We start from the raw sequence: 20,942 nt of genomic DNA, 5'->3' as shown, positions 1-20,942 counted from the left end.
AGAGAACACTCAAATAGATTCATTTAAACAAAAAAAGCACCGGGAATGGCTTTCCCAATGCTTTTATAAAAGCAGTTATGATTGTATGGGTCTCTCTTTATGGGCCACTAATAAGTAATCCAAGGCACTCATGCGTGTAAGTTTGTGCGTGAACTTAATGGCATCAGCATGAGAGGCAAACGTAAAGTGTTCGAGTTCGTCTGTTGGTATATATTGATCGACTGTTTTTCGTGTCAATTTTCGTACAGATAATGTGTGTGAATCCTCCTCATATAGTATGATAGCACCAACATTTCTATAAAAAGTTTGATCAATCGTTGCTATGACTTTGACATGTTGAAAATCGGTTAAATCTACTTGCATCTATTACCAACCTCCTCTATCCTTACATTCGCTATCAAACCGCTATTGTCCTGCTATAGCAGAATCATTTTTGGATAATTCCACCATTTATTATGAAGGGTGCTGCGCTGACGGATATTCCGCAGAATGCTCTTGTGAGACTGGCGCTCTTTTAATGGAGAAGATAGCACATCCTAAAGCACAGAGAACTAATAGAGTTCCGAAACTTGCTAAATGCATGACAGATCCAGTAAAGGCAAATACGGCACCACCTAGCGCTGAGCCAATGGAAATCCCAATTTGGAGCGCTGCTGTATTTAAGCTTTGCTGTATATCGGATGATTGAGGATCTGCTTGAATTAAATAATTTTGTAATGGTGGTGTTAAAGCCCAACTTAATGCCCCCCATAAAACGGTAAACAGTAAAAAGACCGGTAAGGCAATGACTGTGTAAGGAATACTGAACAGGACAACCGCAAATGTAGAGACGATTAAAATAAGGGCTTTACTTGTCCCGATTTTATCGCTCACCCAGCCACCTACAGCATTACCACTGACAGAGGCAATACCAAAGATTAAGTAACAAATACTAATCCATGAAGCATTCATATCAAAGGCTTCGACTAAAAATGGTGTTAAATATGCGTAGAGCATATAATGACCTGCTAGCATAAACAAAGTCGTTAATTGTGCTGTAAGAATTTTTAAATTCGCCAATGATTTCATTTGCTTCTTCAGTGGTACGACTTCTCCGATTGGCATTTTGTCTAATAACAAAGCTATTAAAACCATTGAGATTGTCGAAAGAATGCTAATGCCTAAAAATACGGCTCTCCAACCGAAAGCTTCCGTAATAAATATCCCCATTGGCACACCGATAACAAGTGCAGAGCTTACGCCCATAAAAACAAGCCCCAGTGCTTTTGCACGATGTCTTGGCTCTACAATTCTCGTTGTAATGGTTAATGATAGCACGATGACCAAGGCTGTACTCATCGCTGTAAAAATTCGTGCAATTAAGACAACGGTGAACGTTGTGCTAAAGAAGGTCATTAAATTACCTAATGTGAAAATAAATAAAGATATAAGAAATAAGCGTTTCCGTTCTATCTTGGCTGTCAAAGATAGTAGGACAGGCGCAGAAATCGCATAAACAAGTGCAAAAATAGTGATTAATTGCCCTGCAGTTGCTAACGAAACGTGCAAATCCTCTGCAATATTGGGTAGGATTCCACCTACGATTAATTCAACTAAACCTACCGCAAAGGTAGTCACTGCAAGAATATAAACTCTCCAATTCATTGTAATCTCCCTTTCGTTACATTTTCATTTTTATAGGAGATTTTTTTAATAGCCTTGATACCTCTACATCAAATCCAAATTTTGCATAGGGACTTGCCACAATAAGCTCCTTTGTAAAATCTATTTCCTATGTCCGAGGCTGCATAAGCCTGATACCGAAGACGTTTCTTTATCAACATCATAGGCTCAATCAAATAAAAAAATCCTGACTACAAAAATGAAACAAAGTTTTGTAGTCAGGATTTTATGGTTCCTGGTAGAGACCCTCAATCCATATTATTGAGGTTATACAGTTCAAATATTTACTTTAGCTATAGTAGCACACCAAAATTTCATTGACAATACTTTTTTTCATAGAATCAGTCTCATAAAAATTTCGATTGCTAGAGAGAAAATTTTGATTTTTTGCTTATATTTTGATGAATTTGACCATACATAATAACATACAATATCTATTTTACGAGGTGATTGTTTGCGAATAGTAGGATTTTTATGCTATTTTTTATTACTATTTTATGGTGTTGAATTAGTAGCAGAAGAGCTCACAATCGAAGAACCTGCTCTCAGTTCTCCTATAAAAAATAATCAACCCCCTATTAAAGAAACCGTTGAAAATTCAATGATATGTGTCTATTATCCTTCTGACAAAATATGTAAAGATGTACTATCAAATAAAGAAAGAGGCCACTATTAAGTAACCCCTTAGACTGTAGACTAGCCATCGAGACGTTACTCTCAATGGCTTCTGTTTTTTCCTTCATTTCCATTATTGAAAAAATTACGGCTGAATTCAACATACTCTTTGAGCATAGCTTCTCTCTTCATCTACTTGCCATGTCCAAGTAGTTGTCACTCAATGATTTTTAGGAACTAATGGATTTCGCCTGTAGTGTATAGCAACGGATTACTTTAATTCATGGTAAAAGAAAAAGACTATAGGCAAGCTCAACATTCATTGAGCGTTTGTCTATAGTCTGAGAGACCACTATGAAGTGGCCACTTACTTATTTCTTATTTTGAGCCAACGTGAAAATGCTTAAATGGATAGACGATTAGCTTTGACTCACCATAAACAGCATCCTCTGAAATTAAACCGTAATGGCGACTATCACTACTTTTTAGGCGATTGTCTCCAAGCACAAAATACATGCCCTTTGGCACCTCTTTTTCATTCACTAATTGCTCTAATGTAAAGTTTTCCGTAATGCGTAATTGGTTAGGATCATCTGTTTCACGATTGACGTAATCTTCATTGTAGGCTTTGCCATTCACATACAATACATCATCTTTCATTTCCACCTTATCACCTGGTAAACCGATGACACGTTTAATATATAGCTCATCTTCTACAGGTGATTGGAAAACAATTTGATCGAAACGCTCGATTTTACTTGTTTTACTGACAATTATAATATCTTTATCATGGTAGGTTGGGTACATCGATGCCCCCTGTACTTTAATGGGCGCAAATAAAAATTGCTTACAGCCTAACACGACAATTGCTGTAATAACAATAATTTTGATGTAGGATAGTATTTCTTTTTTAAAGTTTGTTGTTTTTTCCTCTTGCATGTTCATTCCCCGATACTGTTTTTTTAATAGTATAACATTTTCTATACTTCATTGACGAATGAATCACAGAAATTGTTTCATTCGCCATAAAAAATAGACAAGGCTACTAAGTAGCCTTGTCTATTAATATCTAATTGTATCTAATTCTGTTCATTTGACAATTAAGAATGGCTAGATTGTGAAGCAACCTGTTGCTGCTCGTTCAATAAATCTACTGCTAATATGATACCCACTGGTAATGCAAATGCTAACAATATTGTGCCTATAATCATCACAATCACTCCTTTTAACCACTTCTAATGTCAGTATACAACGAATTTTCAGATATTTCAAGAAATATAGATAAATGATTGATGTCAAAAAAAATCATTCAACTAGGCATGCACCCTACATGAATGATTTTTTAATGCACTACATAAACAATTTTAAACATAATACTTGTAGGCCTCTGATAGTTGATCGGACTGGATTTCTTCGCATTTTGCGTTTAGGTACATAGCTTTGCATGCAATGATTAAGAGCTGTATACCTAAGGACCTGGGTCCTCCCATTCATTCATCTCCCTCCCTTCATGGCCAAAAATTTTACATGTATGTTATCACTTGTTGTAAGCAAAAGCTTACTTGCTTTGTAAATGTTTTTTTAGATCGGCTTGTATTTTTTGTAGCTCTTCCTCGTTCGGAATGTAGTACCAAATGCGGTTAATTCTTTCACCATCACCCTTTTCAAACGATAATTGCTCAATATCCTTATCCATTTTCTTATAAATACCTTGAAGCTGAATAAGCTCTTTTACAGAGAAGTTCATGCGAACATTATCACCTAAAACCGTCAGCATATCTGTTGCCTTTAATAAGGTAGACGGAGTTGAAGCCTTTTTCATAACCGCTTCAATAATTTGACGTTGTCGAATTTGACGTCCAAAATCTCCTCGTGGATCTTCATAACGAATACGTGAAAAAATAAGTGCTTCATTACCATCTAATGTAATTTCTCCCTTTGGGTAATGATATTCGTCATAGGTTAAATCCATATCATTATTAATGGTTACGCCACCAAGCGTATCTATAATTTGTAAAAAACCTTCCATATTAATAAACACATAATAATCAATCGGTATATTTAGAAAATTTTCTACCGTATCTACAGCCATGGGAACACCGCCAAAAGCATAGGCATGATTAATTTTATCAACGGTATCATGACCGACAATTTCTGTACGAGTATCACGGGGAATACTAAGCATTTTCATGGTTTGCTTTTCAGGATTCACAGTAATCACAATCATCGTATCTGAACGTCCACTATCATCCTTTCGTTCATCTACACCGAGCATCAGAACCGAGAAAGGTTCTTTTTTAATCACTGTTTTTTCTTCTAGCTGTGCTGCATCTGTTGTTTGTAAAAGTGGTGTATTTATTTTGTTCATAGTTTTTTGGATGGTAAAGTAGGCAGTTCCTATAAAAATTAAAAAAATAGTTAGTAGGCTACCAACAATCCACAGCCATAATTTTTTCTTGCTCTTTTTCTCTTTAGAGCGTTTCAAATTTTTTTCCATACGTTAGTCCTCTCTTGCTTAACAATTTTGCCCCTCTTTTTGACGTATTAAGTTGGAAAAAAGTTTATCTAGTCTACTTATATGCATATTGGACGAAAAAAAGACGTACACTAGTATTTACTTTATTTACTCCAATCTATTCCCACATTTGTTATTTCATTTCCTTTTTCATTATATGTTTCGCCATTTTAATAAATTGAAAATTCATTATTGTTGATTTATACTGTTTTTAAGGTACAACGTCTCTATAATAGAAACGATTTACTATAGATTTTATTGCTTACTTTTTTAGGAGGAATCACTATGTTTCAAACAAGAAGAGAGAAGTTAGTTTCCCGTATGCAGCAGGACGTGGATTTAGCTATTTTAGTACCCGGGCCAAACATGCATTATTTTACCGGTCTTCATCTCAAGCAAAGTGAACGTCTAACATTCGCTGTCATAACAGCTCATAATGATTTATATTTTCTTTTGCCACAAGTAGAACTAAATAAAATTGATCCTAGCTATGGTGGTGTTATTTTTTCCTATTCTGATGAGGAAGGGCCCAAACAGGCGATTCAGCAGCTAAAAAAAGAATTGGGACCATTGCAGACCATTGGTGTAGAATTTGACATTATGCATGTGCATGAGCAGAAATCGATTGAAATGCTTACATATGAAAATTTATACGATATTGGTGAGAGTATACGCGAATTACGCATGAAAAAAGAACTGCAGGAAATAGCCTTTATGCGACAGGCTGTACAAATTGTTGAGGAAAGTCTTGCAGCTACTTTACCAACGATTCAAGCCGGTGTGACAGAAATGGAAGTCGCAGCCCAATTAGAATATGAAATGAGACGTCGTGGCTCAGAAGGAACACCTTTTGGTACGATCGTTGCTTCAGGCTATCGTGGTGCACTCCCACACGGCAGAGCAAGTACTAAAAAAATTGAGGCGGGCGAATTCATTGTCATTGATTTTGGTGCTATTTATAAGGGCTATGTGGCTGATATGACTAGAACGGTAGCTTTAGGAGATGTATCACCAACGTTACAAAACATTTATAGCCTTGTTAAACAAGCCAATGAAGCAGCCATAGACGCTATTAAACCAGGGATGACTGCCCAAGACCTAGATGGTATTGCAAGAGGAATTATCCGGAATGGTGGTTATGGTGACTATTTCACACATCGACTTGGTCATGGCATTGGTTTAAGCGCACATGAAGAACCTTATTTAATGCAACGTAATTTAATAGTGTTAGAAGAAGGCATGGCATTTACTGTGGAGCCAGGGATCTATCTACCGAATGTTGGTGGAGTTCGTATCGAGGATAACCTACTAGTTACTGACAATAGTTATGAGAATTTAATGACCTTTTCAAAAGAGTTAATCATTTTATAAGGCTGGTGCATGCAATGATAAATATGAGGACCATTCAAAAGGATATGCCCCTTCTAGCGCAATATATTTATTTGAATACAGCTGCCGCTTCTGCCATGCCTCAGCCTGTAGTGAATGTGATGACAAGTTACCTTCAAAAACAGGCAAGTATCGGCCCCTATTTACCTTCTTTTCGGAAAGAAACGTATGAACAGGTGGAGCAAATTCGGGAAAAAACAGCTTTATTTATCGGTGCAAGAAAAGAAGAAATTGCCTTTGTACCAAATGGTTCAATGGCGATTAATTATATTTCAGGAGGCTTAGATTGGAAAATAGATGATGAGGTGATTGTACTTGATACTGAAATGTTAAGTAACCATGTACCTTGGCTTGCCCTTCAGCAACGAGGGGTTCGCTTAAAAGTTTTGAAAACGAATACGGACTATATGGTGGACTTACAAGAGCTTAAACAGCTCATCACGCCTCATACAAGATTAATAGCCTTTGCCCACATGTCAAACGCGGCTGGTGCTCTTCAGCCAGCAAAGGAAATCTGTGAGCTTGCCCAGCAATACAGTGTGCTTACGTTAATTAATGCCAATCAAACAGTGGGTTTACTTCCTATCGATGTGGCAGAGCTAGGCTGTGATTTTTTAGTTGCTAGTGGGCGAAAATGGCTACGTGGTCCAGAAGGCTCTGGCCTTTTATATGTAAGACAAGCTCTGATTTCAACCATTGATCCCATTATAATCGGCTGGGGTAGCACTAACTGGGATTATGAAAACAACGATTATTCATTTGTTGAAACAGCTAAACGTTTTGAGCCAGGCTGCCCTGTTATTCCAAGTATATTAGGGTTAGGGGCGGCCATCGATTACGCAAATGCCATTGGTTTACAACTGATCTATCAGCGTGTTCAACAGCTGACGAAGTATTTAATAGAGCAGCTTAAAACGATTCCAGGCATTGTCCTCTATGGCCCTCAAAATAGTGAATATCGATTATCGGTTACACCGTTTAATATTGAGGGAATATCTCCAGATGATGTGACAAATTTTTTAGCGGATCGAGGCATCATTATAGAAGCTGGGACATTTATGGCTAATACCATCATGGAGCGCAATCATATTCGTAAAATGGCTCGCTTATCTCCTCATTATTTTAATACGTTTGAAGAAATCGATAGCGCCGTATCCAGCATCAAGGAATTTATAGAACTAACCAAAACAAAGGCCCAAGATAGTCATTAACTATCTCGGGCTCTTTTTCACCCTATTCTTGGTACAATTTAAAGCTATATTGATCAAAATATCGCTGAATATTCATCGCGCCATACTGCAGAACATTAATCATTTCAGGTAGTTTTTCCTCCGTTGGTTTTCGATAAATAGGACCTGCAATAGTTAGTGAAGCAATCACCTCTTTTTTGCTATTAAAAAGAGGGACCCCTACCCCAAATACCGAGTGAGAATATTCTCCCGTCGTAAAGCACCAGCCTTGCTGTTGAATTTTCTCTAAGTCCGCTAACATTTGATCTGGATCTGTAATTGTTTCCGGTGTTACTTTTTTCATGCCATGATCCATTATCTCTTTTTTCTTCTCATCTGGAAGAAAAGCCATGATTGTTTTACAGGATGCTCCGATATGTAAAGGTGTGCGTGTGCCAATCGACACAGAAAACTTAATAGTTTGAGAACTTTCTGCAATCTCTACCGTCACACCATCTGTGCCATCTAGCCATGTTAAAAATACGGATTCCTTAATGGCTTCAGCTAGATTTTTCATAATCGGTAACACAAAATCAGAAAGATTTAATTTATCCTTTACCATTTGACCGTACTCTAGAAAACGAAGTCCAAGTTCATACTTCTTTGTTTCAGGGTGTTGAATTAGAAAACCCTGATGTTCAAATGTTGCTAATATCCTATAAATAATAGAGTGGCTAATGTTCATTTCTTTCGCTAATTCTCGAACACCCCAAGTAGGATTTTCTTTATTAAAATATTTTAGAACCTCTAATGAGTTATCTAATGTTTTTAATGTCATTTTACACCTCATATGTCTCTATAATAGAACCGTAATTGTATTATAAAATGAAGGCGGACAATTTTCAATAAATTCAACTATTTTACAATTAGATGTAAAACGATTAGGTGACCGGTTGAACTTCTAGCTGGCTTACTTTCATTCTAATTGGCTGTCTTGAGCGTATGCCTTCATCTTCATATGGGACCCCCATTAATAAACAAAATATTACCTATTATTTTTAGCATAAATAACCAATAAAAAAATCAACCCACCTCCATAAAATTAATCGAGGTGAGTTGATCTGGATAGATCTTCTTACATGAAACAACTTTTTCTATTCATTTTTATTTTGAATGCCCTGTACTAGCTTCTCTTGAATCTGTAAATACTGGGCAATTTCTGTATCATCTAATACTTCAAATAGTTGTACAAAGACTTCTTTCCCTATGGATTGAGCCTTTGATAAGGCTATTTTTCCCTCATCGGTAATGTCAAGGCGAATAGTGCGGCGATCAGATGGATCATACAGCCTTTCTGCTAAGCCAAGTTTGACTAATTTTTCAGCAATGCTTGTCATTGCTCCTTTTGTATAGCCAATGGTTTCAGCTAGTTCAGCCTGTTTTTGAGGGCCTTTTACATGTAGCTCATTTAATACTAAAATCGGTGAAATTCCTAATGGATAAGGAAACGCTTTTGTAAAACGAATAATATTGGCGTTATTCACCTGTTCAATCATATGAATCAATTTAAAAATACTTGTCTGTTTCAAAAAATTCCTCCTCAAACGCCTAGGATTAATGAAGCATTAATGAACCACCATCTACCATAATCGTTTGACCTGTAATGTATTGTGAATCGTCGGAAGCTAAGAAGACAGCTACTCGTCCAATATCCTGTTCAATATGACCAAAACGACCTAGTGGGATTTTACTTCTCACTGCTTCATAATACTCTGGCTGTGCTTTTGCCCATGCTTGTACACCTGGTGAATCTGCAAGTGGGCTAATGATATTGACGTTAATACCAAATCTGCCCCATTCATTTGCAGCAACTCGAGAAATGCCTCGGATCGCTTCCTTAGCAGCAGCATAGGCTGCCTGTGTCTCATGGCCTTGAATACCTGCCCCAGATGCAAAATTAATAATATTACCTTGTGTTTCTTTTAAATGTGGTAATGCCGCTTGCATTAAATAGAATGTCGGATAGAAACCTGTTCCAAAAGATAAGTCAAGATCCGCTTGTGTTGTTTCTTCTATTGTAACTTGTTTCGCAGCATGAGCGTTATTAACTAGCACATCTAGTTTACCGTATTTTTCTACAACTGTATCAATAATTTTTGGTAATTGATCCCGTTCCATTAAATTTGCTTGCAAAAACATAGACTTCGGAGAAATTTGTTGTAACTCTTTCTCCATTGCTTCGCCTGCTTCTGCATTTAAGTCAACAATCGTGACAATGGCACCTTCCTTTGCCATTGCTTTAGCCATACCACTACCAATACCACCTGCACCACCAGTAATAATGACTACTTTGTTATCTAATTTACCCATTCATAACACATCTCCTTCATGTCTATTTAAGTATAGTTTAACATTAAACTATTTATTTTTAAACTAATTAACTTCAGATAAAAAGCCTATTCTGGAGAAGAGTTAATCCAAAATAAGCTTTTCTAAAATTGATCTTTCCTACATGATTGTACCGATTACTCTTTTCGAGCTCTCTATTTCTGATTTGATATTACACCAAATATAGACCCTTTAATGTATGTTTGTCCTTGTAATGACTGCAACTGCTCTGGTGTACCAGTTACTACAGCCCCAGTTATTTTCACATCACTTTTCTCCAAGGTTCCATTTTCTCCTACTAAAGCTTGATAAACCTGGTTTGTTTCCCACTCAAAGTTCTTGCTTTTGCGAAGAAGCTCAATATTTCGAATAAAGGTCTCAACCTCGTCGTTTGAAGAGCGTCGGGGTTTTGGTTGGGATTGCTCTGATTGGAAGCCGTAAATGTATGAGTCATTGGCTGAAATAGTATTCCGTCCTTGCTTAAAAAAATCTAGAGTATCATCTGTATATGCATCCACCCACCACCAATCTACTTGTACTTCAGAAGGAAGCTTGCTTTTAATTTCACCAAAACTATAGGCATCATCAAAAGAAATAGCTAATTCTACTAAAGTATTTTTCTCCAATTGATTCAGTTCACTAATATTATCTTTATAATGGTCGTAAGAAATTTTTGGATGATAAAAAAACATTTCTCGATCACCTGTGTAGTCATTAAACCTTTCGATTTGATATGTTTCTGCCAGTGATTCTGAACCTTCTATTTGGATGGGGCTAGAAGTGGCAGTTCGTGTAAGCGTTCCAAATAGATTATAATTGCTTTTAATAGGCTTCCAAATATATGGCCGATGCTGAACTCCAAGCACCTTATAGGTTGTTATTGCTATTTTCCCTCCCAACAAATTATCGTCATAAACCTGATTACTAATTTGGACATTTGGCGCACTTATTTCGTTAAATAAATGAATATCATCCATTACTTTTTGCGCACTATTTAACGATAAAGTCCTCAGCCCATACCATAATGCTATTAGCACAATGGGTGTAACGACCAATGTAACCCCAATCATTTTGACTGTTGACCAAAACCTTGCCTTTCTCATTATTTTTTTCGTTTTTTTATCATCAAACAAAAATTCATTTTCTTCATTATTCATCATGAATATCCTCCTTAAATCGTTCCGTAAATTCTTCTCTAGCACGTCTGACATGCGTTTTTAGTGTGTTTTCATTCTTATTCATCAAGGCTGATATTTCCTTATACGATAATCCCAACTCATATTTCAAGATTAGTAATTCCTGATGCAAAATGGATAATGTTTCTAATGTGTTCTGTATGTCCTTTAATTTTTCTTTTTTTAGCATCTGGATCTCAGGAATATGAATTAATGAAGTCAATTGAACTTCATCTAATTCTGTTGTTGGATGACGTGTTTCTTTTCTTTTGAGATCATAAAATTGATTGGTTGCTACACGATATAACCAACTCATTACTTTGTCTGACTGAATTCCATTTTTATGTAATAAAAATTTATAACATGTATCTTGGACGATATCTTCTGCATCCTCATGGGCTAATCCACGTTTTCTCAAATAACGATATAGCAAAGTTCCTGCTTGCTGTAAAAACGCATTCATTGATTGCTTTACCATGTCCACCTCCCTTCTGCCTATACAACGCAGAACTCCATGAAAAGTTTACATATTACAAAAAGTTCCCATTAAATATTTTAGTTTAATGAAAACAAACAACATTTATTTTCAAATACATCCAAGCATCATTTTTATTTGACACGAATATACTGTAGCAGCTAGCTAAGTTCACTTTCAGGAAGCGAGTTGTTGAAAATGGGTGCTAAATGGATTAAGCTCTCAGTCTTGTATTTATTGATTGTTTTTGCTTTTGGACTGTTTATGCATTATACTGTTCAACTTCAATGGAAAACGACACATGCTCATATTGGTGTGGTAGGTTGGCTGACTACTGGATTCATAGGTTTCATTTATTCGACTTATAAAGATGCTGCGGAAACAGGTCTCGCCAAAGCACAGTTCTGGCTATACAATATTGGCCTACCATTCCTATTAGTTGGCATGATGATGGTCTATCTAGATGTGCCACGGTGGTTATTTGAGCTATTCGTTTCTGGTGGTGGCATTGCCGTAGCCCTTTCCGTCTTATTATTCTTTATCAATGTCTTGAAATATGTGAAATGAATAAAATACCCTAATTTAATAGAAGTTAGACTATAGATCAACGCTAAAACGTTTGAGCTGCCTATAGTCTTTCTTTTTTCTTTTCCATGAGCGTCTTGAGAGAAAATGACAAAAGCCATCGAGAATGCATTCTCGATGGCTCCTATCTACGGTCTGACCCGCAAGATTTTATTATTTAAATTATTGTAAGGAATTGGCTTGCATTTGATACATCTTTTCATAAATACCGCCAAGCTCAAGCAATTCATCATGTGTGCCATTCTCGACAATTCTCCCTCGATCTAGCACTAGGATTCGATCTGCGTTTTTAATCGTAGAAAGTCGGTGGGCAATAATAAACGTTGTCCGTCCTTTTTTCAGGACATCCATTGCATGCTGAATAATTTCCTCTGTCTCTGTATCAATATTGGATGTTGCTTCATCCAGTATTAAAATAGCAGGATCGAAGGCAAGTGCTCTTGCAAAGGAAATGAGCTGACGTTGTCCTGAAGATAATGTGCTTCCTTTCTCGATTACAGGCTCATCATATCCGTTTGGCAAATTCGCTAAAACACGTTCTCCTCCAACAGCATTCAAAGAATCTTTAATCTTCTCTGGAGAAATGTTTGGATTATTTAAGCTCACATTGGAGGCAATGGTTCCTGTGAATAAATAAGGGTCTTGAAGCACAATTCCCATATGCTCCCGCATTGTTTGTCGAGGAACAGATGTAATATCAATGCCATCAATGGAAATCTTACCTTTCGATGGATCATAGAAGCGGAACAATAAATTCATAATCGAACTTTTCCCTGAGCCTGTATGACCAACTAAGGCAATAGTTTCGCCTTGATGTGCCTCGAATGATAAGTTCTTAAGTACATATTCATTATCTTTATAAGCAAATGAAACATCCTCGAAAAGGACATTGCCCTTATATCTTGGTAAACTTTTTTCTGAGACAGGCTCACCATCTGTATCTAGCACCTCAAACACCCGTTTCCCTGCAATAAGGGATCGTTCAAGCTGAGAAAATTGGTTCACGATATTCGTAATAGGATTAAATAGCTTTGTTAAATAATCGACAAACGCATATAATGTCCCCGCTGAAATGATTTCTGTGGCTGTGTATGATTGTGTACCAAAATAGACAATAAAGACGGTAAACATAATGAGCCTTAAAGTATTGACAAGGTTAAAGGAAGTAGCCGAATCAAGAACTAACAGCTTTCGCTCATAAGCGTAATGCTCGTTATTCATATCATCAAATTCCTTTGTCATTTGTTGCTCACGTCGGAATGCCTGAATAATTGTCATACCCTGGATAGATTCATTGATCATCGCATTAATATCAGCAATTTTCGTACGGATAACATCATTATATTTGGAAGCAACTTTTCGATATAAAATCATCCATAAATACACAATAGGAATCATCGTTAAAGCAAGCATTGCCATCTTCCAATTTAAAATAAAGAGTGCTATATAAACGCCAAAAATGGATATAAAGCTCGTCACAAAATTGGAGAGTACCTGTACATATAAATTCCGAACCGCCTCTGTATCATTTGTAACACGCGCAACAATTTTGCCAGCTGGTAGATTGTCAAAGTACTGGATCGGTAAAGTTTGTATATGCTCAAAAACATCTTTACGTAATTTTTGAACAACCCGATTTGCACCAATTTGTAAATAAATATACATAAAATAGCGTAATATCGCCGTAGCAATGGCTAATAGTAAATAAACAATTAGCAACCACGTAATCGGTTTGATTTCAATATGACCAATCGTCATGTAATTATCAATAATATGTTTAGCAATAAATGGCCCAACAAGCTCCGTAAAAACGGCGATTGTCAGGAAGAATAAGCCTAGAAAAATAGGCTTTTTAAAATACATTGCATAGCGCATTAAACGTTGACTCGTACTCATGAGGCACCTCCTTCTAGCTGCTGACGGTCAAATTGCTCCTTGTACCATCCTTGTCGTGAAAGAAGTTCCTCATGTGTTCCTTGCTCAACAACTTGCCCATCATCCAACACGATAATAATATCAGCATGTTGAATACCCGATAATCGGTGTGTGGTAATAATCGTTGTTTTTCCATCACGCTCTCGCTGAATATTTTCAATAATTCTTGCCTCTGTCTTCGCATCAACAGCAGACAGTGAATCATCAAGCATTAAAATTTCAGGGTCCTTAATTAGCGCACGAGCAATAGATACACGTTGCTTTTGACCGCCCGAAAGAGATACACCTTTTTCGCCTACAAGCGTTTCAAGACCCATTGGTAGATTTTCTAAATCCTTTTCAAAATATGCAGCCCGTATCGCCTGCTGTAATTCTGCCTGCGTCGCATCTTCTTTCCCGAATAATATATTTTCACGAATGGTACGGGAGAATAACACATGGTCTTGTGGAACATAGCCAATCCAATCAAGAATTTGCTCCTTCGTTTGAGCAGTAATATCAATACCGTCAATTGAAAGCTGTCCCTGACCGATTGGATATTCTCGTAATAATTGACGGAGGAAGGTAGTTTTCCCGGCGCCAGTTTTTCCAACAATTCCAAGTGTTTGCCCTTTTTTCAATGACAGTGAAATTTGTTGTAGGTTTTTCACTTGGCTCATAGGATATTGGAAAGTTAAATCATCAAAGCCAATTGCTTTAGGTGTCGCAATCATTTGTGGATTCGGAATATTTCGAACATCCGCCTCGTAGTTTAACGTTTCCTGCACACGATCGAGTGATGCATTCCCTTGTTGCATGACATTGATCAGCTCGCCAATGGCAAATATTGGCCAAACCGCTAATCCTAAATAGACATTAAAGGTTACAAGTTGCCCTACTGTCATGGCCTCTGTCGCTACTAAATGAGCACCATACCCAAGCGCAACAACATAACTAATTCCTGTACCCACTTTAGTAATAGGGCCAAATAAAGCGTTAATTTTAGCTGTATGAATATTTTTTGCATAAACGATTTCACTCATATCCGCAAAATTAGCCTCATCCTTTTTTTCCTGCACATAGGCACGCACTACTCGCACACCTGCTACTGATTCAAGGACACTATCGTTCAATTCCCCAAAAGAATCCTGAGCCTTCATATAACGTTCATGTACAATTTTCCCTAAATATTGAATGAGGATGGCCATAATAGGAACTGGTAGCATGGCAAATAGTGTTAACTTCCAAGAAATCATATAGCCCATCGCAAAAATGATAAACCCCATATAAATCGTTGAGTCAATCAACGTCATGATCCCAAACCCAGCAGTAGTGGAAACGGCATTTAAGTCATTTGTTGCCCGAGCCATTAAATCCCCTGTGCGATTTTTTTCATAAAAGGTTGGAGTCATACGTAAAAAATGCTGCATCAAATTTCGACGTAAAATTTTTTCAAGGTTAATAGCCCCTTCAAATAGTCGGAATTGCCACACAAAATTCAGCAGATAGCCCCCAATAATGATCCCGATAAAAATAAACACATACTTTGTTAAAATTGCTGGCGTCATTTCACCTGCTGTCAAAATATCAATAATTGAGCCCAGTAAATATGGAGGAACAACCTCTAACCCACTAGCAATCATCAATAGCACAATCGCGACTGTATATTGTTTCCAATAGCGTTTAAAGAACCAGCCTAATTTACTTAAAACATCAAACATACATAATTACCTTCTTTCTTCCGTGCTGTTGTGGCATTGCTACCCACTTTCTAGAAATTCCTTTTTGAAAATCATTCGACGTACAGTGTTTCGCATAAACATACACTCCTTTTTTGATTTTTACTATAACCTTTTTAGGCACCAAAAAAGACACATACCCCTCAAAAGAGCATGTGTCTCTTATAAAAGGCCGGATGAAATCCATACCTTTGTGTGCAATCTTAAATAAGCGTTAGGCATGGACAATGTATGTAGCTGTGATTAAATATGATACTGATAAAATTAACATTGTCATGCCCTCCTTTAGTTTATTTGTTATAGTGTTCTTGAAGATTATCACACTATAGAAATAATTGTCAACTATCACACTGTTATTTTTTATCATTTCCGGAAAATAGTTAACGCTTTAAAGCACTAAAATACAATTTTACACCTATGCTCAAAAGGAAAGCATGTTCGACATTTATTACTTTTAACATTACATCATTTTTTTAAAGCTGACATTAACCTAAAGTCTGAAATGAGCAGCCCCAAAAATGCTGCTACGCGCTCAGCAATTCTTGAAGATAGTTGCATGCCTCTTCCTCTACCTATTTACCTATATATCATCATCATTATTATTTAGTTATTTATTATTTATTATTTATTATTTATTAGTGTCGGGTTTTCCTTTTCTGGTTTAGCCATTTTCGGATAAACCGTAAGCGATGTTTTATGATGTATTTCCTATCACTTTTTTTAGCTAGAATCTCGACTACACTTTCTCTCAAAACCTGCTGTAAATCTATTTTTATATACTATATTTATATATTATTTTGTTACAACAAAATCGTTCACCCTACTAATAGTACTAGCTATAAACTAGCTAAGTAATTAAATAATAATTAGAGACATATTCGTTCATTTGTTAGCATTGAAAGTTGAAAACTCGATTTAATAAAATTCCCAACATCGAAATATTTCTAAAATTTTCTTCTCGTGATACACTTTTTAATAATAGTCATTTTAGTAAGGGGTCTTTACGTTGAAATCATTTTTCACTGTTGGGATTGGTGGCATTCTTGGAGCCATTTGCCGGTATGGGCTGAGTCTTGCCATTCCAAACTCGGAAGGATTTCCATCCACAACATTATTGATAAATTTACTTGGCTGCTTTTGCCTAGCATGGCTTTTCACTACTTTTACAAAGCGCACACCTATTGTCCTTGGGATTGGCACTGGTTTTTGTGGGGCCTTTACAACCTATTCGACATTTTCCTTAGAGACATTATTACTCGTTCAACAAAATGAGTGGCTCCTAGCAGTTCTCTATGTTGTCATAAGTATTGCTGGTGGTTTATTCTGCGCCTGGCTGGGTATACGACTAGCAAGGGGGCGACTGGCATGATTCTTGTTGGAATTGGAGGATTTTTAGGCGCCATTTCAAGGTTTTATTTAGGTAAATTATTGGCCCATCCTTATCCGTGGGCAACTTTTTTCATCAATTGTACAGGTTCCTTTGCACTCGGTCTTGTTTTTGCCCTCCATCTCCATGATTGGTTATGGCAGCTGATCGGCATTGGTTTTTTAGGAGCCTATACGACATTTTCAACTTTTGGATTTGAATCATTACAGCTAATTGAACAGCAAAAATGGGGGCAAGTTATAGGCTATATAGCTAGTACCCTGTTGTTTGGCATACTATTTGCCACTATTGGTTTTATAGCCGTGTAAAAGAGGTGATATGGATGACACAGCTATCCAAAGAGCTACTACTAGAATTGGAACTTGAAATTGAACAAGCACTATATTCCCTAATCGACCTAGAATTAGCAGAAAATTATGCAGCTATGAATAGACAATTTGCTCAATTACTGGCAAAGGTTCAGGCAGCACAGCTAATCGATTATAAGCTTGATGTTCTCGTAGAGCCTCAAGCCTTTGCAACGGAGACTTGTATTCTACTACAAAGCTTAATAGAAGCGAAGGCAAGGCCTAATAAGCGACATAGATTATTAACGCATCGGATGATATTAAAAATATGGTTACGTAAAAATCAACGATTCATGAGGGAATTTTTACCTCAAATGTTTTAGGCGTCTCTTAGTTTTATAAGGGCGCCTCTTTTAAATGTATAGGTTCTTTTATTTTCCTATCCACTGTCGAATCAAATACAGTTGTCTATTGTGAATCTTAGCCTTTTTCCTTCTGTCATCATGTGCAGTTGAATGACGTGATTTACCTCAAAACTTGACCCAATGTATTCTTTTGCCCTTGACCTACTGAAAACGAATCCCATACTACTTTCAACAAAAAAAGAAAAAGTTCGATTTGGTAAACAAATCGTTTACCAATCGAACTTTTAAGGACTTGAAGAACAAACACTTTTTATTGCGGGGTTCTTTCATTATTAAGTGCTATTATTTTATTGCTTCATACGTAAATACCTGTGAACCATCTGTTGGATATTTATTATACTCATAATCTGAAGAAATTGTTACATCCTTAAATCCAATATCTTGTAAAATTCCTCTAAACTCTTCTACTCCATACCACTTTAACGGGAAGATCTCTAACTCAGTATCAATTAGTTTAGTGTTTTCCCATTTCTGATATTTATTGTGAGTAATCGTAAATTGATTAATGTAATCCACATCTACCAATACTTCTTCCAATGTTATAGAGTCACCGTCTTGATTCTTAAATACTCTAGTTGAAACATACCCCTTCTCAAACGAATCAGGAAGGAATGTGTCTACTATTAAACGGCCTCCATCCTCTAAATGATCATAAAAACACTTTAAGGCTTTTAAAGAATCTTCTCTTTGATGTAATAATAGGAATGAACCAGTCGGAATAATAATCGCCTCATATTTTTGTTCCAAAGAAAAATTGCACATATTTAATGAATATAGATTTGGTGTAAGCTCACTTTCTGCACAATTTTTTTTGCATAATTGTAACATGTCATCAGAAAGATCAAAACCTTCAATATTTAGTCCTTTATGCAATAAAGGTATTAGGATACGACCATTACCAACGGCAGGCTCTAATATCTTTCCCTTTACACCTTCTAACCTTTTTGAATAATACTCTACATCTCCAAATGATTTACCAATATATTTATCTATATCATATAATTCTGTAGATAAACTACCATAAAAGCTTACCATCACGATTCCCCTATCTAACATTTATTTGTTTTCTGTGCTTGTAATATTTTCTTTTGTTTTAACACATCTCTATTTTCTCTTTTATCCTTTAATGTCTCCGCTCCCTCTTCTTTATATCTTTCTCTTAATTTATATCGTCGAAGATTTGTAGGAACTAAGCTTTTCGAAGGTTCAGTCTCTAAAAGCTTTGAAACGCCTGTTGAGTCATATGATTTTAAATCATAAACCTCAGAAAAATAACTATCGGCTGTACCTGATTCATAGTGCTTTATCTCTGGATAAGAAGAAATAACGCCTTCATAATTTCTTAAAACTACTTTCTCAGGACTCTGGGAAATTATATAATTTGGCTGTAACGCTATCTTCCCACCTCCGTTTGGTGCATCTACCACGAATGTTGGCACAGCATAACCAGAAGTATGTCCTCTTAAAGATTCAATTATTTCCAATCCTTTAGAAATAGGTGCTCTAAAATGGCTAATCCCCTCAGACAGGTCACACTGATAAATATAATATGGTCTAACTCGGATTTTCACTAAATCATGCACTAATTTTTTCATTATTGGCACACTATCATTTATCCCTGTCAGTATAACAGACTGATTCCCCACTGGAACCCCCGCATTGACTAACTTCTCGCAGGCTTCTTTCGCCTCATCAGTTAACTCGATCGACGTATTAAAGTGTGTATTTAGCCATACAGGATGATATTTTTTTAGAATCGAACACAACTCAGTCGTTATTCTTTGAGGAAATACGACTGGTGCTCTAGTACCAATTCGAATTATTTCAACATGCGGTATATCTCTTAAACTGCTTAAAATATATTCAAGAATTTTATCGTTAATTAATAAGGCATCTCCGCCAGACAATAAAACGTCTCTAATTTCTTCATTATTCCTAATGTAATCAATAGCTCTATCAAGCTGCTTTTTAGGTACTGCCATTCCCACCTGTCCAGAAAATCTTCTTCTTGTACAATATCGACAATACATGGAGCATTGGTTGGTAACTAGGAACAATACTCTATCAGGATACCTGTGAGTTATACCTGGTACAGGGGAATCTTCATCTTCATCCAATGGATCCTCTAGATCATAGTGACTCTTCATAATTTCAGCAGATAATGGCACTGACTGCATACGTATTGGACATCGTACATCATCAGGATTCATTAAAGATGCATAATAAGGAGTTATATTTAAAGGAATCGTTTGTAGAGAAATTTTGACTCCTTCTTCTTCTTCCTCAGTTAAGTTTACAACTTTCTTTAAATCATCTAAAGTTTTAATAGTGTTCGTTAATTGCCAATGCCAATCATCCCATTGCTCTTTGGTAATATCTTTCCAAAGTTCAATTTCCCTATAATGTCTTCTTTCCCCTGGTTTAAGTTTAGTTTGCATGAATCACCCCTCCTTTGATGTTGGTATAAATATTCATGAGTTCCTGTCTCAATTCTTGAGCAGGCTCCTCACTCTCACTCAAGTAAAAATGACCACCATTAAAATACTTACACTTATAGTCATTGAGCGCCATTTTCTCCCACAGTTTAACTTCCCCATCAGGAACTGCTGAATCTTGTGTACCTAACCAAAGTTCCATTGGATAGTTGACCAATGCTTTATCATCGAATTTAAATGTATCGAGCAAATGAAAATCTCTGCCTGTAACATCCACTATTGAATTGAATAGCCTCGAATCAGACTCAAGCTCATTTGGCACTCCACCTAGCCTTCTAATATCTGCTATAATACTTTCCCTCGTTCGCCTCGTAAACGGAGCTTCAGGATGCGTCGCATGATTAGCTACAGTTATGGGGGACCTAGCAGCTGAAATAATTAATTTTTTAATATATTGACTTTTCTCATCCAATAAACTTGATAAAGCATAGACAAATAGTCCTCCCAAACTATGACCAAATAAAACGGCTGGGCGATCAATATAATGAAATACTGTTTTAAATAGATATTCTTTTGCCTCACAAAATGTTGATAGGAAAGGTAAATCATTTGTCATTCCTCTACCAGGTAATTCAAACAAACATACTTCTACATCTTCAGATAAATCTCTCACTAAAGGAACCATTGAAAGTGCTGAACCTCCAGCATGATGAAAACATAGCAATTTTAATTTTGCATGTGGATTTGGGTTATATACTAAATAGCCTTTTTCTTGTTTCATC

22 protein-coding genes and 1 riboswitch are annotated in these 20,942 nt (G+C 36.4%); of the genes, 7 read left to right on the top strand and 15 right to left on the bottom strand.

Annotated features, from left to right (window positions below; all coding sequences use genetic code 11):
- Positions 1-75: 75 nt before the first annotated feature.
- Positions 76-363, bottom strand: a complete 288-nt coding sequence (locus tag ACP3VS_RS06725; RefSeq protein ID WP_012294849.1) for a hypothetical protein — start codon at positions 361-363, stop codon at positions 76-78.
- A 90-nt stretch (positions 364-453) separates the two neighbouring features.
- A complete protein-coding gene (locus tag ACP3VS_RS06720) occupies positions 454-1,644 on the bottom strand; it encodes an MFS transporter (protein WP_031417087.1) in 1,191 nt (396 codons plus the stop codon).
- 213 nt (positions 1,645-1,857) lie between these two features.
- Positions 1,858-1,957, bottom strand: a riboswitch (purine riboswitch).
- A 159-nt stretch (positions 1,958-2,116) separates the two neighbouring features.
- Here ACP3VS_RS06720 and ACP3VS_RS06715 point away from each other — a divergent pair.
- Positions 2,117-2,338, top strand: coding sequence for a hypothetical protein (locus ACP3VS_RS06715; RefSeq protein ID WP_036161975.1), 222 nt, complete (start codon positions 2,117-2,119; stop codon positions 2,336-2,338).
- A gap of 317 nt (positions 2,339-2,655) precedes the next feature.
- On the opposite strand, the gene lepB is transcribed toward ACP3VS_RS06715, so the two are convergent.
- The 3 genes from lepB to ACP3VS_RS06700 form a co-directional block, all read right to left on the bottom strand.
- Positions 2,656-3,216, bottom strand: a complete 561-nt coding sequence (gene lepB / locus ACP3VS_RS06710; protein WP_031417085.1) for a signal peptidase I — start codon at positions 3,214-3,216, stop codon at positions 2,656-2,658.
- A 161-nt stretch (positions 3,217-3,377) separates the two neighbouring features.
- The gene (locus ACP3VS_RS06705; protein ID WP_031417084.1) at positions 3,378-3,488 is read right to left on the bottom strand and encodes a hypothetical protein; all 111 of its coding nucleotides are present in this window, start codon (positions 3,486-3,488) and stop codon (positions 3,378-3,380) included.
- 347 nt (positions 3,489-3,835) lie between these two features.
- Positions 3,836-4,774: an LCP family protein gene (locus tag ACP3VS_RS06700; protein WP_197223572.1), complete on the bottom strand. Its 939-nt coding sequence runs from the start codon at positions 4,772-4,774 to the stop codon at positions 3,836-3,838.
- Positions 4,775-5,077: 303 nt separating this feature from the next.
- On the opposite strand from ACP3VS_RS06700, the gene ACP3VS_RS06695 reads away from it, so the two are divergent.
- Both ACP3VS_RS06695 and ACP3VS_RS06690 read left to right on the top strand, forming a co-directional pair.
- Positions 5,078-6,163, top strand: a complete 1,086-nt coding sequence (locus ACP3VS_RS06695) for a M24 family metallopeptidase (RefSeq protein ID WP_036216691.1) — start codon at positions 5,078-5,080, stop codon at positions 6,161-6,163.
- A gap of 14 nt (positions 6,164-6,177) precedes the next feature.
- Complete coding sequence (locus tag ACP3VS_RS06690) at positions 6,178-7,392, top strand: aminotransferase class V-fold PLP-dependent enzyme (RefSeq protein ID WP_036161980.1); 1,215 nt, start codon at positions 6,178-6,180, stop codon at positions 7,390-7,392.
- A gap of 22 nt (positions 7,393-7,414) precedes the next feature.
- On the opposite strand, the gene ACP3VS_RS06685 is transcribed toward ACP3VS_RS06690, so the two are convergent.
- From ACP3VS_RS06685 to ACP3VS_RS06665, 5 genes are all read right to left on the bottom strand, one after another.
- Positions 7,415-8,188, bottom strand: coding sequence for an IclR family transcriptional regulator (locus ACP3VS_RS06685; RefSeq protein ID WP_012294856.1), 774 nt, complete (start codon positions 8,186-8,188; stop codon positions 7,415-7,417).
- A gap of 316 nt (positions 8,189-8,504) precedes the next feature.
- Positions 8,505-8,939, bottom strand: a complete 435-nt coding sequence (locus tag ACP3VS_RS06680; RefSeq protein WP_031417081.1) for a MarR family winged helix-turn-helix transcriptional regulator — start codon at positions 8,937-8,939, stop codon at positions 8,505-8,507.
- A gap of 25 nt (positions 8,940-8,964) precedes the next feature.
- Complete coding sequence (locus tag ACP3VS_RS06675) at positions 8,965-9,720, bottom strand: SDR family NAD(P)-dependent oxidoreductase (protein ID WP_012294858.1); 756 nt, start codon at positions 9,718-9,720, stop codon at positions 8,965-8,967.
- 173 nt (positions 9,721-9,893) lie between these two features.
- Complete coding sequence (locus ACP3VS_RS06670; RefSeq protein ID WP_426388482.1) at positions 9,894-10,898, bottom strand: anti sigma factor C-terminal domain-containing protein; 1,005 nt, start codon at positions 10,896-10,898, stop codon at positions 9,894-9,896.
- The gene (locus ACP3VS_RS06665; RefSeq protein ID WP_031417078.1) at positions 10,888-11,391 is read right to left on the bottom strand and encodes an RNA polymerase sigma factor; all 504 of its coding nucleotides are present in this window, start codon (positions 11,389-11,391) and stop codon (positions 10,888-10,890) included. Before ACP3VS_RS06665 ends, ACP3VS_RS06670 begins: the two co-directional genes overlap by 11 nt.
- Before the next feature lie 195 nt (positions 11,392-11,586).
- On the opposite strand from ACP3VS_RS06665, the gene ACP3VS_RS06660 reads away from it, so the two are divergent.
- The gene (locus ACP3VS_RS06660; RefSeq protein WP_031417077.1) at positions 11,587-11,955 is read left to right on the top strand and encodes a hypothetical protein; all 369 of its coding nucleotides are present in this window, start codon (positions 11,587-11,589) and stop codon (positions 11,953-11,955) included.
- Positions 11,956-12,135: 180 nt separating this feature from the next.
- On the opposite strand, the gene ACP3VS_RS06655 is transcribed toward ACP3VS_RS06660, so the two are convergent.
- A complete protein-coding gene (locus tag ACP3VS_RS06655) occupies positions 12,136-13,869 on the bottom strand; it encodes an ABC transporter ATP-binding protein (RefSeq protein WP_012294860.1) in 1,734 nt (577 codons plus the stop codon).
- Positions 13,866-15,608: an ABC transporter ATP-binding protein gene (locus ACP3VS_RS06650; protein ID WP_031417076.1), complete on the bottom strand. Its 1,743-nt coding sequence runs from the start codon at positions 15,606-15,608 to the stop codon at positions 13,866-13,868. The genes ACP3VS_RS06655 and ACP3VS_RS06650 overlap by 4 nt, the downstream gene beginning before the upstream one ends.
- A gap of 1,024 nt (positions 15,609-16,632) precedes the next feature.
- On the opposite strand from ACP3VS_RS06650, the gene crcB reads away from it, so the two are divergent.
- Genes crcB through ACP3VS_RS06635 form a run of 3 tightly spaced genes read left to right on the top strand, consistent with a single transcriptional unit; the run spans position 16,633 to position 17,683 of the window.
- On the top strand, positions 16,633-16,995 hold the full coding sequence (gene crcB, locus ACP3VS_RS06645; RefSeq protein WP_036161984.1) for a fluoride efflux transporter CrcB: 363 nt from the start codon (positions 16,633-16,635) through the stop codon (positions 16,993-16,995).
- Positions 16,992-17,321: a fluoride efflux transporter FluC gene (locus tag ACP3VS_RS06640; RefSeq protein WP_200990443.1), complete on the top strand. Its 330-nt coding sequence runs from the start codon at positions 16,992-16,994 to the stop codon at positions 17,319-17,321. Before crcB ends, ACP3VS_RS06640 begins: the two co-directional genes overlap by 4 nt.
- A gap of 14 nt (positions 17,322-17,335) precedes the next feature.
- Entirely contained in the window at positions 17,336-17,683 is a 348-nt protein-coding gene (locus ACP3VS_RS06635; RefSeq protein WP_012294863.1) for a hypothetical protein, read from the top strand.
- A 324-nt stretch (positions 17,684-18,007) separates the two neighbouring features.
- Here ACP3VS_RS06635 and ACP3VS_RS06630 read toward each other — a convergent pair whose 3' ends face one another.
- The 3 genes from ACP3VS_RS06630 to ACP3VS_RS06620 are packed head-to-tail and all read right to left on the bottom strand — an operon-like array spanning position 18,008 to position 20,941.
- The gene (locus ACP3VS_RS06630; RefSeq protein ID WP_031416151.1) at positions 18,008-18,760 is read right to left on the bottom strand and encodes a class I SAM-dependent methyltransferase; all 753 of its coding nucleotides are present in this window, start codon (positions 18,758-18,760) and stop codon (positions 18,008-18,010) included.
- 14 nt (positions 18,761-18,774) lie between these two features.
- The gene (gene ablA / locus ACP3VS_RS06625) at positions 18,775-20,163 is read right to left on the bottom strand and encodes a lysine 2,3-aminomutase (RefSeq protein WP_012294865.1); all 1,389 of its coding nucleotides are present in this window, start codon (positions 20,161-20,163) and stop codon (positions 18,775-18,777) included.
- Entirely contained in the window at positions 20,153-20,941 is a 789-nt protein-coding gene (locus tag ACP3VS_RS06620) for a thioesterase II family protein (protein ID WP_031416153.1), read from the bottom strand. The genes ablA and ACP3VS_RS06620 overlap by 11 nt, the downstream gene beginning before the upstream one ends.
- Position 20,942: the final 1 nt, after the last annotated feature.

Source organism: Lysinibacillus sp. VIII_CA, from assembly GCF_049943995.1.
GTDB lineage: Bacteria > Bacillota > Bacilli > Bacillales_A > Planococcaceae > Lysinibacillus > Lysinibacillus pinottii.
The sequence above is the reverse complement of the archived record's forward strand: the minus strand, read 5'-3'. Positions and strand labels throughout refer to the sequence as shown.

Excerpts from the sequence above, each read along its gene's own strand:
- ACP3VS_RS06725 (WP_012294849.1), bottom strand. The coding sequence starts at position 363 with ATGCAAGTAGATTTAACCGATTTTCAACATGTCAAAGTCATAGCAACG.
- ACP3VS_RS06720 (WP_031417087.1), bottom strand. The coding sequence starts at position 1,644 with ATGAATTGGAGAGTTTATATTCTTGCAGTGACTACCTTTGCGGTAGGT.
- lepB (WP_031417085.1), bottom strand. The coding sequence starts at position 3,216 with ATGCAAGAGGAAAAAACAACAAACTTTAAAAAAGAAATACTATCCTAC.
- ACP3VS_RS06705 (WP_031417084.1), bottom strand. The coding sequence starts at position 3,488 with ATGATTATAGGCACAATATTGTTAGCATTTGCATTACCAGTGGGTATC.
- ACP3VS_RS06700 (WP_197223572.1), bottom strand. The coding sequence starts at position 4,774 with ATGGAAAAAAATTTGAAACGCTCTAAAGAGAAAAAGAGCAAGAAAAAA.
- ACP3VS_RS06695 (WP_036216691.1), top strand. The coding sequence starts at position 5,078 with ATGTTTCAAACAAGAAGAGAGAAGTTAGTTTCCCGTATGCAGCAGGAC.
- ACP3VS_RS06690 (WP_036161980.1), top strand. The coding sequence starts at position 6,178 with ATGATAAATATGAGGACCATTCAAAAGGATATGCCCCTTCTAGCGCAA.
- ACP3VS_RS06685 (WP_012294856.1), bottom strand. The coding sequence starts at position 8,188 with ATGACATTAAAAACATTAGATAACTCATTAGAGGTTCTAAAATATTTT.
- ACP3VS_RS06675 (WP_012294858.1), bottom strand. The coding sequence starts at position 9,720 with ATGGGTAAATTAGATAACAAAGTAGTCATTATTACTGGTGGTGCAGGT.
- ACP3VS_RS06670 (WP_426388482.1), bottom strand. The coding sequence starts at position 10,898 with ATGATGAATAATGAAGAAAATGAATTTTTGTTTGATGATAAAAAAACG.
- ACP3VS_RS06665 (WP_031417078.1), bottom strand. The coding sequence starts at position 11,391 with ATGGTAAAGCAATCAATGAATGCGTTTTTACAGCAAGCAGGAACTTTG.
- ACP3VS_RS06660 (WP_031417077.1), top strand. The coding sequence starts at position 11,587 with ATGGGTGCTAAATGGATTAAGCTCTCAGTCTTGTATTTATTGATTGTT.
- ACP3VS_RS06655 (WP_012294860.1), bottom strand. The coding sequence starts at position 13,869 with ATGAGTACGAGTCAACGTTTAATGCGCTATGCAATGTATTTTAAAAAG.
- ACP3VS_RS06650 (WP_031417076.1), bottom strand. The coding sequence starts at position 15,608 with ATGTTTGATGTTTTAAGTAAATTAGGCTGGTTCTTTAAACGCTATTGG.
- ACP3VS_RS06640 (WP_200990443.1), top strand. The coding sequence starts at position 16,992 with ATGATTCTTGTTGGAATTGGAGGATTTTTAGGCGCCATTTCAAGGTTT.
- ACP3VS_RS06635 (WP_012294863.1), top strand. The coding sequence starts at position 17,336 with ATGACACAGCTATCCAAAGAGCTACTACTAGAATTGGAACTTGAAATT.
- ACP3VS_RS06630 (WP_031416151.1), bottom strand. The coding sequence starts at position 18,760 with ATGGTAAGCTTTTATGGTAGTTTATCTACAGAATTATATGATATAGAT.
- ablA (WP_012294865.1), bottom strand. The coding sequence starts at position 20,163 with ATGCAAACTAAACTTAAACCAGGGGAAAGAAGACATTATAGGGAAATT.
- ACP3VS_RS06620 (WP_031416153.1), bottom strand. The coding sequence starts at position 20,941 with ATGAAACAAGAAAAAGGCTATTTAGTATATAACCCAAATCCACATGCA.